The sequence below is a fragment of the Acinetobacter sp. TR11 genome (genome assembly GCF_027105035.1).
In the GTDB taxonomy this organism is placed as follows: Bacteria; Pseudomonadota; Gammaproteobacteria; order Pseudomonadales; family Moraxellaceae; genus Acinetobacter.
Window position 1 is genome coordinate 2922652 of sequence record NZ_CP114256.1, and the last position, 17132, is coordinate 2939783.

Below are 17132 nucleotides of genomic sequence, written 5' to 3' on the forward strand. Positions count from 1 at the left end.
CTTTTAAGCTTAAACCTCAGGTGCTCAAATGCAAGATCAAATCACCACTTTTTAACGTTAAAACAGCCTCACCTTGAGCATTTTCAGACAAAGAACCATAGTTCACAAGATGATAAAAACTTTGTCTTTGGATTAAAGCATTGATACCAAAACGTATATGTACATATGGGCGTAATTCACCTGCATATTCACGCATAAAAATAGGGTGTGTTTCATCCACAATCACGACGTCCTGATTGCTTGTAGAGACTTGCAAATAAGATTTTCCATCGCTTTCAATTTGATCCACATGATTGATTAATAAAGGCTCATCTTCCACCTCAATTTCAATCTGCTCTACAGGTGTTTTAAGATAAAATTTACCCTCTTCTTTCCAAAGCACTTTAGTAAACAAATCCAATAGCGCCTGCCGCTTGATCAATTGACCTTCGTGCCACCATTCGCCATTGGCTTTTACTTTCAAATCCATTTTGCCACAATGCTTTGGATGCCATTGGTCTAAAGGTGGAATTGACCTTTTGTGACTTTGCTGTACATCTTTTAAGTATTGTGAAATGTTCATTAAGTTTCTATCATCAGGAAACACGATTTTTCCCTGATTTTCTAAAGGGTTTTGTGAAGAATCATTTTCATTTATCATAGTTTATGCCTTGCTGACGAGAAAATATGACCGCTCAGCCAATTGGCGAGCCCAAGGTTTAAAACTATACTATCCCAAACGTTTGCAAGCACAATAGTAGCATTTGTGTTTGGCAATTCAGAACACTCATGGCAGCACCGAATCGCAATATTACGGTTGCCACCCTTAAAAATATGAGGAGTCCTACATGGAACACATCGAACGTGAAGCGATGGAGTTTGACGTAGTGATCGTAGGCGCAGGGCCTGCGGGTTTATCTGCTGCGATTAAAATTCGTCAATTAGCGATTGAAAACAACCTACCTGATCTTTCAGTGTGTGTTGTTGAAAAAGGCTCTGAAGTAGGTGCGCATATCCTTTCTGGTGCTGTACTTGAACCACGTGCCATGAATGAATTGTTCCCGAACTGGAAAGAAGAAGGTGCGCCACTCAATGTACCTGTAACGGGCGACGAAACCTATTTCTTACTTTCTGATACGAAAGCACAAAAAATGCCGTATTGGATGGTACCAAAATCAATGCACAACGAAGGGAACTATGTCATTTCCCTCGGTAACGTTGTGCGTTGGTTAGGTCAAAAAGCTGAAGAATTAGAAGTTTCGATCTTCCCAGGTTTTGCTGCTTCTGAAGTGCTTTACCATGAAGATGGTACTGTGAAAGGGATTCAAACAGGTGATATGGGGATTGGCAAAAATGGTGAGCCAACACATAACTTCACGCCTGGTTATGAACTCCATGCAAAATATACGCTATTTGCTGAAGGCTGCCGTGGTCACCTCGGTAAGCGCCTAATTGCTAAATATAACCTAGATAAAGATGCTGATCCGCAACATTACGGTATTGGTATTAAAGAACTTTGGGAAATCGACCCATCGAAACACAAACCAGGTCTAGTCATGCATGGTGCGGGTTGGCCATTATCTGAAACTGGTTCTGCGGGTGGTTGGTGGTTATACCACGCTGAAAACAACCAAGTGACTTTGGGTATGATTGTGGATTTATCTTATGAAAATCCAAATATGTATCCATTCATGGAAATGCAACGTTGGAAAACTCACCCAACCATTAAGCAATTCCTTGAAGGTGGTAAACGCATTTCTTACGGCGCACGTGCAGTTGTAAAAGGTGGCTTTAACTCTTTACCTAAACTGACTTTCCCAGGCGGTTGCTTAATTGGTGATGATGCTGGTTTCTTGAACTTTTCAAAAATCAAAGGTTCTCACACTGCAATGAAATCAGGTATGTTGTGTGGTGAGGCTGTTTTTGAAGCAATCGCTGCTGGCGTAGAAAAAGGTGGTGATCTTGCAATTGCTCGTGTCCTTGAAGGTGACGATCATTTTGCTAAAGAGTTAACTGCTTATACAGATAAGTACAATAACTCTTGGTTAAAAGAAGAGTTATATCAAGCACGTAACTTTGGTCCAGCGATGCACAAGTTTGGTACTTGGATTGGTGGCGCATTTAACTTTATCGATCAAAATATCCTTAAAGTCCCATTTACGTTACACGATTTAAAACAAGACTTTGCTGCGCTTAAAACTGTAGATGCATCAACATTCAAACCAAACTATCCAAAACCAGATGGTAAGTTGACCTTTGACCGTTTATCTTCAGTATTCGTGTCAAATACAGTGCATGAAGAGAACCAACCTGCTCACTTAAAGCTAACCGATCCATCAATTCCAGTGAATGTAAACTTACCGAAATGGGATGAGCCTGCTCAACGCTACTGCCCTGCTGGTGTTTATGAAATCATGGAAAATGATGATGGTTCTAAGCGCTTCCAGATTAACGCAGCAAACTGCGTACACTGTAAGACTTGTGATATTAAAGACCCTTCACAAAACATTACTTGGGTAACCCCTGAGGGTGGTGGTGGACCGAACTACCCGAATATGTAATTCAAAATAAAAAATCCGAGTTTAGACTCGGATTTTTTATGCTTTCGTTTTATTTGGCTGAAATAACACTTAACCTTTCTGCACTAAATATCGATATTCAGTATTACTGTTTTCATCCAGACTTTCTTCTTTTAATACCAACTCATGCCCAAGATGCATACAGAACTTTGGAATATCCCATGATGTTGATGGATCTGTAGCTAAGACTTCAACAATATCGCCCGACTTGGCTTTGCGAATGGCTTGATGCAACATCATTACAGGCTCAGGACAACGTAAACCTCTAGTATTAAGTTGAACAGTGGGAAGTTGAGGTCGTACGGACATCATCATACTCATATATTTTAATATTCACATTTTAACATAAAGTAAGTCGATAAAAATTATCAACAGCTTTTTGAAAAACTGTACATTTTTCGCATCGTTTTATTGATGCATATCCGCTTTTTCTTCGGTATGATGAAAATCATCTAATTGATATAGAGAGTCTTTAGGAAAGATCATGGTCGAGGAATCCAGTCCGTCGTGGGGTATGCGTGGCTTAAGAAAATGGTTAGGTACTGCACCTGAAACCCGCGATGAATTACTCAAGTTAGTTCAAGACTCACGCCGCTTTTTAGAGCCAGATACCGTTGCTATGCTTGAGGGTGTACTTGATCTCCCAGCAACAAAGATTCGAGAAGTGATGACGCCACGCACAGCGATTATCAGCTTACAAGAAGATGATCAACTGTTAGATATTTTGGATGTACTGATTGATTCTGCACATTCACGCTTCCCTGTATTTTCAGCAGATCAAAGCGATAATGTGGTCGGTATTTTATTAGCAAAAGATCTTTTACCTTTTTTGACTGAGCGCAATGTCAAAGTCGATATTCGCTCTCTGATGCGCCAACCTGTGTTTGTTCCTGAAAGTGCACGTTCAGACCAAGTGTTACGTATGCTAAAAAACACCCAAACACATATTGCAATTGTCATCGATGAATATGGTTCAACTTCTGGTTTAGTCACCCTTGAAGACATTCTCGAAGAGATCGTCGGTGAAATTGAAGATGAACACGATATTGCCGATGAAGAAGCGCTATATATCGTACCTGACAATGATCCAACTACAGCCAATACATGGGTTGTGCAGGCACTTACACCAATTGAACATTTCAACACAATTTTAGATGCAGATTTTTCTGATGATGAAGTTGAAACTATGGGCGGTTTACTGCTGCAAGAGATTGGTTTAGTGAGCGATTTACAAGGTCAAACCATTGAGCTTGGAGATTGGCAATTTACCATTATTGAAGCAGATGCACGCACTATTCATCTGATTCGAGCTGTACGTCAATGAGAGCCTATTTTGAAAAGCTGTTAAAAACTTCTCAACCGCAAAAACAGTTACCCTTTATTTTTCCCCTTTTGATTGCACTCATTTCAGGTGCAATCTTTAGTTTAGCTTTAGCACCTTATTATTTTTGGTGGCTGGCGATTCTATCACCAGCTCTGTTATATGCTGTATTACGTCAACGTAGCCCACGCCAAGCTTTTGCGCTAGGTTGGGCCTATGGTTTTGGTTTATGGTTTGTCGGTGCGTTCTGGCTCTACACCTCTATCCATACTTATGGTGATACCAATGCATTTTTAAGCATTTTGATGATTGCATTTATGGCGGCAGCCATGGGTTTATTTACAGCTTTTCAAACATGGCTGTATCGTCGCTTTTTCCCAGAAACACCGTTAACCTTCGCCCCACTCTGGGTGTTATTTGAGTGGGCGAAAACTTGGGTATTCACAGGTTTTCCATGGTTATTTACAGGCTATGCTTTCACTGAACGCTTACTCGATGGCTATGCCCCTTTATTCGGTGTCTATGCAGTTTCTTTCGTCGTCATAGTATTGGCTTGTGCATTAGTCGAAATTTTAAATCGTCGCTGGTTTTGGGCTATTCCTTCTGCACTACTGATAGTGGGTGCATGGGGTGCTGGGTTGATTCAATTTGTGCATCCTAAAGCAGCTAAACCACTGAGTGTTTCACTGATTCAAGGGAATATTCCACAAGACCTGAAATGGTTGACTGAGTATCAAATTAAAACTTTAGAAATCTATGCCACTTTAACCCGTGCAGAATGGGGGCGTGATCTGATCGTTTGGCCTGAATCATCTATTCCCTTATTTCAAACGGATATTCCAGACTTTTTAAAAGCAATGGATATTCAAGCAAAAAAGGCAGATAGCGCTTGGGTGACTGGAATCCCTTACTGGGATATGCCAAAGTCTCAACAAGTGGATGAACCCTTGTATTACAACAGTATTATGGCATCAGGCAGTGATTCGCATGGCTTGTATAAAAAACAACGTCTTGTTCCATTTGGCGAATATATTCCTCTTTCAGGAATGCTCAAATGGGTTTTACCTGCGATGCAAAATGATATTAGTATGAGTGGTTTTTCACGTGGGGAATCCAATCAAAAGCCTCTAACCATCAAAGGACATGCGCTTGCAGCAGCCATTTGTTATGAAGTCGCTTATCCTAATCTGACCCGTCGTAATGCGATGAATAGTGACTTTTTAATTACTGTTTCAAATGATGCTTGGTTTACAGGCACAGCAGGTCCTTGGCAACATTTACAAATGGTACAAATGCGTGCCAAAGAAAATGGTCGTTGGTTTATTCGCGCGACTAATACGGGTGTAACTGCATTTATTGATCACAATGGGCACATTGTGAAACAAGCTCCCTTAGATCAGGAATTTGTATTACGTGGTGATTTGCCTGCTATGCAAGGGCAAACGTTATATAATCGTTTGAGTGATTATCCAATCTTGATTTTCTCACTATTATTGTTAGTAATGGGATGGATTTATCGCCCACGTAAAGTTGATATTTCGTTTAAATCACGGCGGTAATTGTTTAATAAATTAAGATAAGCATTTGGATGAATAATAGATTTAAGTGCTTGTTTTATTAATATTTTTACAGAATAAATCTAAAGAAAAGACTTTTTCTAAGTACAGGTCTCCTTAAATGGTTCAGCCACGATTTGAAACTGATCTTCATATACAACATACCCTGGTCGTTCTGTACTCAAGATTTCTACATTAATCCCATGCGCTCGAAGAAGATAAGTAACTTCATACATTTTTGATATATGTTCATCAGCTGTGTCTTTAAACCAACTAAGAGCAACATTCTTCGCATGGGGTTTAGATGATCGAGCAAAGCTATCTGGTTTCTTTAGATTTTTTCTAAACCAATCATATATTTCATCATAATAAGTTTGTTCATAATCATACAATTCACCAGACTCTTCTAAATCTGACATTGCTTGAAACAAGCCCTGCCTCTTATTTGAACCCTCATCCTTTACATGAATAATAAAACGGATAAACATCATATACCCTAACTAAAATTATTTACATCAAAGTACCATAGATACTTGCACCGATAAATAAGCCACGAGACTCGATAAAAACAGCATCGGAATATAGCGATAGGCTTTAAATACAAGCTGCTCATATTTAGAAATCAGCTCATGGTTATCCCAGACACTGGTTTTTAAGGCACTTAAAAAACACAATACAAACCATGCGCTCAACATACTCAGTGCAAAGAAGCCGATCATGATTTGGCTACTACCCTCAGTCGTTTGCCATAAGGACAAAGCACCTTCACTCATCGGTAATAGGCTTAAAATAAACAACACAGATTTCAGCATTGCCCAATGAAACTGATTGAGTTCATCCAACATAAAGAATGCTTTCATCTGATTTCTCCACATCTTATTTTTCAAAGGCTTGAATTTATTATGCAAAGCTTTGATCTAAAGAAATAGTCTATTTTTCTGCATAATTTCTTTTTGTTGTAACTATCAAATATGGGAATAATTCTTATTATAACTCTCACATATTCAATATTTTATTCATTTTATATTTTTCAAATAGTTATGCTATTTTATTTAATTAAGAAATATTATCACTTCACTTTCTATTTATTTAATTCAAAAGTGAAGTGATATTTTATTCTATATTATGGCTGATAATAAATATCCGCATCATTTCCTTCGCCACCTTCTTTACCATCCGCGCCAAACGAATATAAATCAAATGAACGACCTTCACGACCTGGAATCACATATTGAACATCATTTTCCCAACTGTCTTTTGGATAACCACCTTTAACATAACCACCTGGCAACCAGTTTTTAGCGGCCGCAGGTTTGTTGACCAAAGCATCTAAACCACCATCTTGCATGGATGGGTAACGACCATTATCCAATTTATACTGATCCAAAGCGCCAGCAACGCCTTTGAGTGTAATACTCGTCGTATCAACTTTGGCTTTTTCACTTCTGCCCATTACGCTAGGAACAACTAAAGCGGCCAAAACACCTAAAATTACAATAACAACCATCACTTCAATGAGTGTAAATCCTGAGACCCGATTAAACCGAGCAACGCTCGGTCGGGTCGCAAGACGAGAAGCTATGCTTCGAGTGGCAGGATTAAGATTATACTCGGACTCTGAGTTGCAAGATTCCGCAAGGGTAGAAGCATTCAAGCTACGTCCAGCATTTTGTTTATCTATTGAATTATTCATATCCATCTCTTTCATGTCACTCATCAGATCATATTGTTCATATTAATAATTGGCAACATGACCGCAATCACAATCACCAATACAATTGCTGCCATAAAAATCAGCATCAAAGGCTCGAGTAAAGCCAATAAAGTTGAGATAAACGTTGTTACCTCACGATCTTGCATGGTTGAAGCTCGATCTAACATTCGATCTAATTCACCAGAAGCTTCACCACTTCGAATCATTTGTACCATCATTGGGGGAAAATAACCGCAACGCTCCAATTGTGTTGCCAAATTACCACCTTCTGTTACACGCTCCATCGCCACTTCAATCGCATCACGAATCACCCAGTTATTACTGACTTCAGCGCCAATGCGTAAGGCTTCAACCAAAGGCACCCCTGAACGGGTCAGAATCGACAAGGTACTGGCAAAACGTGCCGCATTTATACCACGCGAAAGTTTACCAAATAGTGGCAATCTGAGTGTTAATCGGTCAAAGGCATAATGCCCTGCGGTTGTTCTTAGAAAGCGGGTAAATAGAATGATCGCAATAAAAGCGAGAATCAGCATAGCAATCCAAGTATGCCGAATAAAAGCACTGGCTTTCATGAGCGCTACGGTAATCCAAGGCAAGGCTTCTTTACTTTGCTCAAAAGTCTTGACAATTTCAGGCACGACATAGGTCATTAGACCCATGACAATTCCGAAAGACATCAACATCAGTACAATCGGATAAATCATCGCGCCCTGAATTTTCTTTTGCATCGCAAAACGGTTTTCGGTGTAATCCGAAAGCTGATCTAGAATCAGATCAAGATGACCTGAACGCTCACCCGCAGCAACCGTTGCAATATACAGCTCAGGAAATCGCCCCGACTGCTGCATACTTTTCGCCAGTGAGTGTCCTTCCAAAACCTTGGATCGTACGGCGATTAATAAATTTTGGACATGTGATTTTTCACTTTGTTTACTCACTGCACGCAGTGCTTCTTCAAGTGGAATTCCTGCAGCGACCAAGACTGAAAGCTGACGGGTCATCAGGGCAAGATCATAGGCGCTAAAGCTTTTTTTAAACCATGAGCGTTGTTGCTGTTTGTCTTTTTGCTCAACGGCATCAACCGCAATGGGTGTCCATGCTTTATCGCGTAACTGTTGACGAATTTGGCGTGCGGAATCCCCTTCCAGCACACCTTTATGTTGCTTTCCAGAGGCATCAAGCGCGGTAAATTGATAAGCAGGCATGGTTCTGTTCTAATTGTCCCAAAATAGTTGTTGTTACAGTTGCATCCGTGTTTGAAATGAAACCTGATACTTTCACAAGAAATTCATCGACATAACACTTTGCACTTTAGCATAATTCCATGACATGCAGTCATGCCATTTTACTCATGAATGAAGCCTATATGCCTAGCCAAAATTCTAACGCTATTTTGTACCGTATTCGAGTTGCAATACCCGTTTATGTGTATGACACGTTTGACTATACGGTCAGTGCTGAGCAATACGATCAAGCACAGGTTGGCGCACGTGTTGCGATTTCATTTGGACGGCAAAATCTGATTGGAATCATTACTGAGAAAGTTGATCCCAATGACCTATTCACAGGGCAATTCAAACTTAAGGCCATCACAGAATTACTCGATCAGGAATCAATTCTAGATCAACAAGTTTTAACTTTGTTGACATGGTCAGCCCAATATTACCAATTCCCGATTGGTGAAGTGATGCAAAGTGCCCTGCCCAGCTTATTAAGACAAGGGCGCGCCTTAGACATTCTGTTTCATTTATGGAAAATCATCCCATACGATGACCCAAATGCCTTATTAAAACGCTCTCAAAAACAATATGATGCCTATCAGGTTTTAAAGCTTCATCCACATGGTTCTACGGAGAATGTGCTCAATCTCAGTGGTGTAGAAACCTCAACTTTAAAGGCATTAGAAAAAAAGGGCTTGGTTGAATGTTGTCTAGAACCGCATGATTTCACCCCAACGCCTGTGCAGCTGGCTCAAGTGCCTTTGACACCAAACAAAGATCAAAAGAAAGCCATTCAACAGATCCTCAAAGCACAGCATCACTATCAAGCATTTTTACTCGATGGTTTGACTGGCAGTGGCAAAACTGAAGTCTATTTGCAAGTCATGCATGAGGTGCTAAAACAAGGCAAACAAATATTGGTACTGGTACCTGAAATTGGCCTAACCCCACAAACGGTCGCCCGTTTTAAATCACGGTTTCATTGCGATGTGGCTTTACTGCACTCAGGCTTAAATGACTCAAAACGTTTACAAGCATGGCAACATGCACAAACGGGCAAAGCTTCCATTATTATTGGCACACGTTCAGCAATCTATACCCCACTGCCGCATTTGGGCTTAATCATTCTAGATGAGGAACATGATCTTTCGTATAAGCAGCAAGAAGGTTTCCGTTACCATACCCGTGATGTGGCGTTGTATCGTGGTCACTTGCAAGGCTGTCCCGTCATTCTCGGTTCAGCCACCCCAAGTATCGACAGTTATCATTTGGTAGAATCGGGCAAGTTACATCTAGTTGAGTTGAATCAGCGTGCGGGCATCGCTGTACTGCCGAAAATGTATGTGGTGGATTTAAAAATCGCAAAAAAGAAGCACGGACTCAGCCAAACACTCATCGAACAAATCAAGCATACGTTAGAACGTAAAGAACAAGTACTGATCTTTTTAAATCGACGCGGTTATGCGCCGATCCTGATGTGTGAAAGCTGTGGTTGGCAAGCCAACTGTCCACATTGTGATGCGCATTTTACTTTGCATTCACAGCCCTACCATTATTTGCATTGTCATCATTGCGGCACAATCAATCGTCTGCCTGATCATTGTCCTGCATGTCAGAAACAAAGCTTAAAAACTATTGGGGCAGGAACAGCAAAACTTGAAGAACATTTACAAGAGCTGTTTCCACATCATGAAGTGATTCGGGTCGATCGTGACAGCACCAGTCGAGTCGGTAGCTGGCAAAAAATCTATGATCGCATTCAGCAAAATAAACCGAGCATTTTGTTGGGCACACAAATGCTAGCAAAAGGTCATCATTTTCCGCATGTTACCCTTGTTGCGATTTTAGATATTGATGCAGGACTGCTCAGTGTTGATCCACGTGCACCTGAGCGAACCGCACAGCTGATTGTGCAGGTCGCTGGCCGTGCTGGTCGTGGTGAGCATAAAGGCAGTGTTTATTTGCAAAGTTTGCGTCCAGATCATCCGATGCTGACCACATTGATTGAACATGACTACCGCACTGTCGCCAAACAGATGCTGGCTGATCGCAAAATTGCCCTGCTACCGCCTTATCGTTATGCAGTACTGGTTCGGGTTGAATCTAAAGATCGCGACTATAGCCAACAATTTTTAGCTGATATTGCCCAACAATTGAGAGTGATAGCAGGCGATATCGTGGATATTTGGGGGCCCATTCCCGCACCGATGGAACGTAAAGCTGGTCGTTATCGCGCGCATATGGTGATTTTATCAACTGATCGCGCCAAGCTGCACTTTTATTTACGTCAATGGTGGCAACAAGTGGTACATTTACCACGTCAGCATTTGCTCAGACTCTCGATAGATGTTGATCCACAAGAGTTTAGTTAAAGCTAAACGTCCGTTGATTCAAATGACCAAGGGCGTTTCCGAATATCATCTTTGCAGATCATATTTTTACAGGCGCTTCATTTGAGTTAGTCTAAATAAAATAGAAAAATTGAGGCATTCGATGTCTTTACTGCTCCCGATTATTTTTTTACTGGCTGCGGCTTTAATTTTTGTTCCTTTGACAAAACGCTATGCCTCCACCACTGTTTTAGGTTATCTGATTGCAGGGATTTTGCTTAGTTCAAGCGTTTCTGGTTTGATTGAAGATCCTAAACTGATTAATCAACTGCTGCATTTCGGTATGATTGCCGTGATGTTCTTTATTGGCTTTGCTTTTCGCCCGCTACAACTGTGGGGAGAACGCAGAGGCATCTTAAAAAATAGTGGCCTACAATACTTCATCATCACGATCCTTCTAGTTGGAGCATGTTTCTTACTGGTTAATCAAGTGTTGCACAGTCTGATTCTCGGATGTGCTTTAGCGCTCTCCGCGTTGATTCTTCCACAACAACTACTCCAACAAAAACAACAGAGCAACCATAAATTAGAACAAGCTACTTTAGCCACCTTACAATTTCAGGCTTTTATTACCGTCATTCTGATTGCACTCTTTCCTTTACTAGAAGACACAGCCTCTACTCGACATGGAATCGCCTATTTTGCAGCGCTCATCGCTACGATTTCAGGCCTATTTTTAGCCAATCGTTATTTAGTTCGTCCTATATTTCGTTTCTTAGTACATAAAAAAAGTCTCCATCTCATTCCTGTGCTCAGCTTATTGATCCTGCTTTCAGTCATCCTGATTATGGATATTTTAAATCTTCATATTTTGATTGCTGCATTTTTAGCTGGACTTTTACTTGCTGAGAGTGAATTTAAAGTTGAGGTGGAACGTATTGTCGAACCCTTTAAAGATGCGGCGACAGGCTTGTTTTTTCTGGCGATTGGCTTAGATCTTTCATTGACACCTTTAAGCCAATCTCCACTCTTGATTCTAGGTTTAATCTTTGCACTGGTCTTAATTAAAGCAGTTGTGATAGGTGTGATCAGCTATTATCAACAACGCAATGCAAAGCTCAGTACGCTGTTTGCAATCAACTTGGCACAAAGTGGTGAATTTAGTTTTATTCTGCTCAAGCTAGCTGAAAGCGAAAATTTACTAAGTACAGAATTATTAGCACCGACATTTCTCATTATCTTGGGTTCGATGCTATTCACACCTTTACTTTTCGCACTTTTTCATCGGAAAATTTTACCGATGCTGCAAAAAAATAAAGTCGCTGTGGCTGATGCTGATATCCCACAACATCCAATCCTCATTATTGGATTCGGCCGTTTTGGGCAAGTCATTGCTCGTGCTTTACATGCGCAAGGGAAACACTTTAACGTGATTGATAGCAACCAACCTGATGCTGACTTTATTGAACAATATGGACATCATTTTATTGATGCCGATGTTACACAAATCGAAAACCTACGGGCTACAGGTATTGAATACTGCAAGTTACTGATTATTGCGATTGATGATGTCGAGGACAGCATGAATCTAGCACGACATCTGCGTTTAAATTATCCAGAGTTAACCATTTTGGTTCGTGCTCGAGATCGTCATCATGCACGATTACTTCATGATTTAGGGATTTCACAGATTTGGCGTGAAACCTACGCATCTGCGTTAAGTATGGCGCAGCAAGCCTTAGTTGAAACAGGTCTTTGCGAAAATGAAGCACAAAATTTGATGATGCATTTTAAACAAGAAGATGAACGGCTTATCCAGCAACATTGGAATTCTAATCAACAAGAGATCATTAAAAATCATCCAATTGCTATTGCCGAGCTTGAGTATTTATTTGCAAATACAAAAACTTTGATTTTAGATCGTGCGAGCAATGATCAAAACACACAAAGTGATGCAAAATCACTCAATGAAACATCTTGAGTTTTGGCAAACTGACACCATTATTGACTGCATAACCATGCACCTCTTTATAAAGTCTGAAGTGCGTTACAAAGCAAAGCGTTGCTTTGCGCTCCCTCGAAGGAGCACTGGAGAAAAATATGTCTGATTTACGCCAACGCTTTTTTATCGAAGACTGCCCTGTTCGTGGTGAAGTGGTTCATTTGGAAGAAGCACTACAAACCATTTTGGCGCAACGTGAATATATGCCTGCGGTACAAAGTCTCTTAGGTGAAATGCTGAGTGCAACCGCCTTACTTGCAAGTACACTCAAGATTCGTGGTCGTATTAGCTTACAAATTCAAGCAAGTGGAACATTTAAATGGGCTATGGCTGAATGCAATCACTTAGGTGAAGTTCGTGCGCTCGCAGATTACGAAGAAGATCCGCGCTTCGCAGAAGGTAAAGATAGTCGTACCGTGCTTGCTGCCCTGACCAACCCTGTGCTGTTCATCAATATTGAACCTGAACACGGCGAACGCTACCAAGGTATCGTACCATTTGATCAACCGACATTAGCAGGTTGCTTAACGCAATATTATGATTTGTCTGCACAGATTCCAACACATATTGTATTGGCAACTAATGGTCAACGTTCAGGTGGTTTATTAATCCAACTACTCCCTCGTAATAACGAAGAAGAACAAAAATTGGTTGATGAAGACTTGTGGCCTCGTTTGACCATGTTGACTGAAACCCTTAAACCCGAGGAATTGACGGATCTTTCAGCCAATGAAATTCTCTATCGTTTGTATAACGAAGAAGAAGTTCGTTTACCTGAAGTTGAGCAATTAAAGTTCGGTTGTACCTGTTCAAAGGAACGCTGTGCCCACGCTTTGATTCAAATCGGTGTGGATGCAGTTCATGAAACACTAGAAGCACAAAATCCAATCCAGATGGATTGCCAATTCTGTAATGCACGTTATGAGTTTAGTGCAGAAGAAGCTTTAGGCTTATTTGGTGAACATTTAAGTTAATTGAAAAGTAAAATAAAAAAAGACGGGCTTCCGTCTTTTTTTATTTTGTATTAAGGTCTATCAGATAGAGCAATTTTCAAATCTCCCAATAACATAGACCTTAATTTTGACTTATGAATTACTTTGAATATTTCTTATTTATTATTAGCGTTATTGTCTTGATTGCTACCCCAGGCCCCGTAATGATCTTAGTGGCGAGCGCTGGTCTGAAAGGGGGTTATAAAAAAGCATTAGAAACTATTTTTGGTACCAATTTCGCTTCTTTAATCCTGATTTTTATTTCTGTACTCATTCTCAAAGGCTTTCTCACCATTGATGAGAACTATCTAAAAGCCATTCGTATATTAGGTTGCCTTTATATTGCCTATCTAGGCTATAGCATTATTAAAGAAGTGCTTCAGGCACCACATCCAACTGCCATTCAAACCTTATCCACACAAAGCGGAGGCTTTAAAAAAGGCTTTCTAGTGGGAATTTCCAATCCAAAAGATATTATTTTCTTTTCGGCTTTTTTCCCACAGTTTATTAACATCTCTCCGAACATCAATTTCAGTTTAAGCTTACTTACGGTCACATGGATCATTTTGGACTTCTTAACCTTGTCTTTAGTGTATCTGTTCTTCAGTCGTCTCTCTCAAAGCAGAATCTATCCAAAGATTCTAGGTCTGTGTGGTGCTCTGCTCGTGTTGATTGCACTCTATGGGCTGATTGAAACCTTTATCTAAAGTGATCTTAGAAAACCGAAAGTACCGATACGTACTCTAAGCTTTTAGCTAAACAAAACAACTCTTATACAATCGAATCCATTGAAATCTCTTGGATTCGTTTCATAATGAAAGAAACAGCTCATTATTATATTTAAGATTATGGCAAAAAATTATTATGAAGAGCTAGGTGTTTCAAGAGATGCCTCAGCAGATGAAATTAAAAAAGCTTATCGAAAACTAGCACGTAAATATCATCCTGATGTGAGCAAAGAAACCGATGCGGAAGCTAAAATGCAGGCGATTAATGTCGCCTATGACACCTTGAGTGACGCTACAAAAAAAACTGAATACGATCAGATGTTAGATCATCCACAAGGTTTCTCTAATTTTGGACAAGGCAATCCAAATGGGTTTGACGGTTCACAGTTCTATCGTCAAAGCTCAGGTGAAGGCGCTGACTTTAGTGGCTTTGAGGATTTATTTGGTCGATTTGGCTCAGGTTTTGGTGGCGGACAACAACGTTCGCAACGTCAACAACGCAGCTATCGGGGTGAGGATCAACATGCCAGTATTCAAGTCGATTTAGATATTGCCTATCACGGTTCAACAGAGCAAATTACGCTTCAAATTCCAACCTACAATGTTTATGGTGAACCTGAAGTACAGCGAAAAACTTTGCAGGTTAAGATTCCAAAAGGAATGAAAGAAGGTCAGCAAATTCGCTTAAATGGTCAAGGACAAAGTGGTATCAATGGCGGTGAAAATGGTGATCTTTATATTGAAATCCAATATAAAGATACCGACCGCATTCGTATTGAAGGGACTGATGTCTATCAAACTATTGATGTGAGTCCGTGGGAAGCTGCTCTAGGACAAAGCATTGAAGTCAATACTCCCGCAGGACAACTCAAGGTCAATTTACCTAAAAATGCTAAGAATGGACAACAACTACGTCTCAAAGATAAAGGGATACCAAACAAAATCGCAGGGCATTTATATCTAATTATTAATATTGTTTTACCACCAGCACACAGTGAGCAAGAGCAACAGGCTTATCAACAGTTTGCAGATGCCTTTGCTTCATTCAGACCTCGTGCATCATAAGGAGTAAGATCATGACAACTATTCAATACAAAGAAATTCAATATGATGGTCACTGCCAAGTTGAAATTATTGATGAACAATTGGCACTTGATCTCGAACACTTTGCAGAAGCATGTGGCCAAAGTACAGATTGGGTTTTAAAACTGATTGATTATGAAATTTTACAAATCCAAGTCGATCCACAAAGTTATCAGTTTATCGGTGAAGATGTAGCCCGAGCACGTCGAGCTTATCGTTTACAACGTGACTTCGATGCTAGCTTATCAGCAGTTGCGGTGATGTTGGATTTGATTGATGAAGTACAGCAACTGCGTAAACAGCTCAAACATTTTCACTAAGGTAACATCCATATATATGACTAAACGCTTTATTTAAGTTTAGTCATTTTTTCTACTTCTTTGAGTGTTTGCTTAATTGGTTCATAGTCTAAGAACCAAAGTAAATTTACATTTCGTTGTTTATGCTGTTGTGCCAATAAATCAATTACGCTCCGTTCACCACGCCCTACTAGATGTTGCTGGTAAAAATAGTACAACAGTGCCACCGTGCTCATTAACATGACTGCAAGCATAATCCAAAAACCAACAGGTGACTTTAACCCTGGGATAAATTCAAAATTCATCCCATAAATCCCTGTTAATAAGGTCAACGGGGCAAATATTGCCGTAATAATTGCTAAAATACGCATATTTTCATTGGTTTGATTCGCAATAGCTGAAAAATGTAAATCAATGGCCGATTGAATCGCATTTCTTAAACGCAAGGTATGTTTTTGAACACGCTCTATATGGCTCATTAAATCATTGAGACGAACCAAGAGAATGTCTTGATTCTTATGCTTATGCTCCCCCATCACATGATGATAATTATCAACTAACTCATCTCGAAACTCCTGTAAGGTCTCTATTTGTTCCTCACATAAATTTTCGATTTGTTGGAATGCCATATCTTCATGAAAGAGTTGATGCCACTGTTTAAAACGGCGGTTGCCCTGCAAAAGTTGCTGTTGCCAATATTCAACACGACGTGTCAGTGGCGTACGTAAATTCAAATAGCCATCAATCATGCTGTTCAATAAGCGTAAGCATAAATCGGCAGGTGTACTGGCTAATTTTCTCGGCTTATTTTGTTCCGCAATCGGACGACCCATAATTACTTGAATACGTTGAATATAGCTTTCGATTGCTTTATTTCCCTGCTCCCTCACACTCACCAAAATATTCGGTGTTAGGATAAAACTCATCGGTGTAGTTGCTAGGCCAAAAATACTTTCATGAGATTCTAAAGCATTGTCACTTTCATAAATTTGATCGTCTGGACTGATCAATTTCCGAAATACTAATAGGTCATATTCTTCAACTGTATCAAAAGCACAAGGATGTTCAATATTGAGCAAATCACGCATATGAAATTCGTTAAGCACTACACCTGTATGCTCATAAATATTTTTTTGCCAAGAATCGGTATGATTAACCAAATCCTGTCTCAAACTATCAACCCATAAAAACTCAAGCGTATGTTCTGTTTGTTGTTCCACGCTAATAAAAATCGTATTTTCACTGTTATGACGATAAAAATAATAAAGCTGCATAGAGTCGAGATAAGTTTGAAAATCTATAGAAATGCTGCCATGAAGCACAATA

At 40.0% G+C, this 17132-nt stretch carries 16 protein-coding genes; 9 read left to right on the top strand and 7 right to left on the bottom strand.

The window, feature by feature from the left end; genetic code table 11:
- Positions 1–16: 16 nt before the first annotated feature.
- Positions 17–640, bottom strand: coding sequence for a DUF1285 domain-containing protein (locus O1450_RS14220; protein WP_269228947.1), 624 nt, complete (start codon positions 638–640; stop codon positions 17–19).
- A 187-nt stretch (positions 641–827) separates the two neighbouring features.
- Between O1450_RS14220 and O1450_RS14225 the strand changes: the two genes are divergently transcribed.
- Positions 828–2540 carry an electron transfer flavoprotein-ubiquinone oxidoreductase gene (locus tag O1450_RS14225; protein WP_269228948.1) on the top strand — a complete coding sequence of 571 codons (1713 nt, stop codon included), beginning with the start codon at positions 828–830 and terminating at the stop codon, positions 2538–2540.
- Between the two features lie 69 nt (positions 2541–2609).
- Here O1450_RS14225 and tusA read toward each other — a convergent pair whose 3' ends face one another.
- Positions 2610–2867, bottom strand: coding sequence for a sulfurtransferase TusA (gene tusA, locus O1450_RS14230; RefSeq protein WP_269228949.1), 258 nt, complete (start codon positions 2865–2867; stop codon positions 2610–2612).
- Positions 2868–3042: 175 nt separating this feature from the next.
- Here tusA and O1450_RS14235 point away from each other — a divergent pair, with 175 nt between their 5' ends.
- Positions 3043–3882, top strand: a complete 840-nt coding sequence (locus O1450_RS14235; RefSeq protein WP_269228950.1) for an HlyC/CorC family transporter — start codon at positions 3043–3045, stop codon at positions 3880–3882.
- Positions 3879–5438 (top strand): apolipoprotein N-acyltransferase, encoded by a 1560-nt coding sequence (lnt, locus tag O1450_RS14240; protein WP_269228951.1) that lies wholly within the window; start codon positions 3879–3881, stop codon positions 5436–5438. Before O1450_RS14235 ends, lnt begins: the two co-directional genes overlap by 4 nt.
- A gap of 98 nt (positions 5439–5536) precedes the next feature.
- Here lnt and O1450_RS14245 read toward each other — a convergent pair whose 3' ends face one another.
- The 4 genes from O1450_RS14245 to gspF all read right to left on the bottom strand — a co-directional run bounded on the left by O1450_RS14245 (position 5537) and on the right by gspF (position 8357).
- Positions 5537–5923 carry a hypothetical protein gene (locus O1450_RS14245; protein ID WP_269228952.1) on the bottom strand — a complete coding sequence of 129 codons (387 nt, stop codon included), beginning with the start codon at positions 5921–5923 and terminating at the stop codon, positions 5537–5539.
- 27 nt (positions 5924–5950) lie between these two features.
- Entirely contained in the window at positions 5951–6295 is a 345-nt protein-coding gene (locus O1450_RS14250) for a hypothetical protein (protein ID WP_269228953.1), read from the bottom strand.
- A 263-nt stretch (positions 6296–6558) separates the two neighbouring features.
- Positions 6559–7143 carry a type II secretion system major pseudopilin GspG gene (gspG, locus tag O1450_RS14255; protein WP_269228954.1) on the bottom strand — a complete coding sequence of 195 codons (585 nt, stop codon included), beginning with the start codon at positions 7141–7143 and terminating at the stop codon, positions 6559–6561.
- Between the two features lie 8 nt (positions 7144–7151).
- On the bottom strand, positions 7152–8357 hold the full coding sequence (gene gspF, locus O1450_RS14260; RefSeq protein ID WP_269228955.1) for a type II secretion system inner membrane protein GspF: 1206 nt from the start codon (positions 8355–8357) through the stop codon (positions 7152–7154).
- Between the two features lie 146 nt (positions 8358–8503).
- Here gspF and O1450_RS14265 point away from each other — a divergent pair, with 146 nt between their 5' ends.
- The 6 genes from O1450_RS14265 (at position 8504) to O1450_RS14290 (ending at position 15827) form a co-directional block, all read left to right on the top strand.
- Positions 8504–10744, top strand: a complete 2241-nt coding sequence (locus O1450_RS14265) for a primosomal protein N' (RefSeq protein WP_269230477.1) — start codon at positions 8504–8506, stop codon at positions 10742–10744.
- A 121-nt stretch (positions 10745–10865) separates the two neighbouring features.
- Positions 10866–12683 (top strand): cation:proton antiporter domain-containing protein, encoded by a 1818-nt coding sequence (locus tag O1450_RS14270; protein WP_269228956.1) that lies wholly within the window; start codon positions 10866–10868, stop codon positions 12681–12683.
- Positions 12684–12802: 119 nt separating this feature from the next.
- The gene (gene hslO / locus O1450_RS14275) at positions 12803–13678 is read left to right on the top strand and encodes an Hsp33 family molecular chaperone HslO (RefSeq protein WP_269228957.1); all 876 of its coding nucleotides are present in this window, start codon (positions 12803–12805) and stop codon (positions 13676–13678) included.
- A gap of 113 nt (positions 13679–13791) precedes the next feature.
- Entirely contained in the window at positions 13792–14403 is a 612-nt protein-coding gene (locus tag O1450_RS14280; protein WP_269228958.1) for a LysE family translocator, read from the top strand.
- 141 nt (positions 14404–14544) lie between these two features.
- Complete coding sequence (locus O1450_RS14285) at positions 14545–15489, top strand: DnaJ C-terminal domain-containing protein (protein WP_269228959.1); 945 nt, start codon at positions 14545–14547, stop codon at positions 15487–15489.
- A gap of 11 nt (positions 15490–15500) precedes the next feature.
- Positions 15501–15827 (top strand): chaperone modulator CbpM, encoded by a 327-nt coding sequence (locus O1450_RS14290; protein WP_004659218.1) that lies wholly within the window; start codon positions 15501–15503, stop codon positions 15825–15827.
- Positions 15828–15856: 29 nt separating this feature from the next.
- Here O1450_RS14290 and O1450_RS14295 read toward each other — a convergent pair whose 3' ends face one another.
- Positions 15857–17080, bottom strand: a complete 1224-nt coding sequence (locus O1450_RS14295; protein ID WP_269228960.1) for a magnesium transporter CorA family protein — start codon at positions 17078–17080, stop codon at positions 15857–15859.
- Between the last annotated feature and the right edge of the window lie 52 nt (positions 17081–17132).

What these genes read in the sequence shown, in the direction of transcription:
- O1450_RS14220 (WP_269228947.1), bottom strand. Translation starts at nt 640, where the DNA reads ATGATAAATGAAAATGATTCTTCACAAAACCCTTTAGAAAATCAGGGA.
- O1450_RS14225 (WP_269228948.1), top strand. Translation starts at nt 828, where the DNA reads ATGGAACACATCGAACGTGAAGCGATGGAGTTTGACGTAGTGATCGTA.
- tusA (WP_269228949.1), bottom strand. Translation starts at nt 2,867, where the DNA reads ATGTCCGTACGACCTCAACTTCCCACTGTTCAACTTAATACTAGAGGT.
- O1450_RS14235 (WP_269228950.1), top strand. Translation starts at nt 3,043, where the DNA reads ATGGTCGAGGAATCCAGTCCGTCGTGGGGTATGCGTGGCTTAAGAAAA.
- lnt (WP_269228951.1), top strand. Translation starts at nt 3,879, where the DNA reads ATGAGAGCCTATTTTGAAAAGCTGTTAAAAACTTCTCAACCGCAAAAA.
- O1450_RS14245 (WP_269228952.1), bottom strand. Translation starts at nt 5,923, where the DNA reads ATGTTTATCCGTTTTATTATTCATGTAAAGGATGAGGGTTCAAATAAG.
- O1450_RS14250 (WP_269228953.1), bottom strand. Translation starts at nt 6,295, where the DNA reads ATGAAAGCATTCTTTATGTTGGATGAACTCAATCAGTTTCATTGGGCA.
- gspG (WP_269228954.1), bottom strand. Translation starts at nt 7,143, where the DNA reads ATGAAAGAGATGGATATGAATAATTCAATAGATAAACAAAATGCTGGA.
- gspF (WP_269228955.1), bottom strand. Translation starts at nt 8,357, where the DNA reads ATGCCTGCTTATCAATTTACCGCGCTTGATGCCTCTGGAAAGCAACAT.
- O1450_RS14265 (WP_269230477.1), top strand. Translation starts at nt 8,504, where the DNA reads ATGAATGAAGCCTATATGCCTAGCCAAAATTCTAACGCTATTTTGTAC.
- O1450_RS14270 (WP_269228956.1), top strand. Translation starts at nt 10,866, where the DNA reads ATGTCTTTACTGCTCCCGATTATTTTTTTACTGGCTGCGGCTTTAATT.
- hslO (WP_269228957.1), top strand. Translation starts at nt 12,803, where the DNA reads ATGTCTGATTTACGCCAACGCTTTTTTATCGAAGACTGCCCTGTTCGT.
- O1450_RS14280 (WP_269228958.1), top strand. Translation starts at nt 13,792, where the DNA reads ATGAATTACTTTGAATATTTCTTATTTATTATTAGCGTTATTGTCTTG.
- O1450_RS14285 (WP_269228959.1), top strand. Translation starts at nt 14,545, where the DNA reads ATGGCAAAAAATTATTATGAAGAGCTAGGTGTTTCAAGAGATGCCTCA.
- O1450_RS14290 (WP_004659218.1), top strand. Translation starts at nt 15,501, where the DNA reads ATGACAACTATTCAATACAAAGAAATTCAATATGATGGTCACTGCCAA.
- O1450_RS14295 (WP_269228960.1), bottom strand. Translation starts at nt 17,080, where the DNA reads ATGCAGCTTTATTATTTTTATCGTCATAACAGTGAAAATACGATTTTT.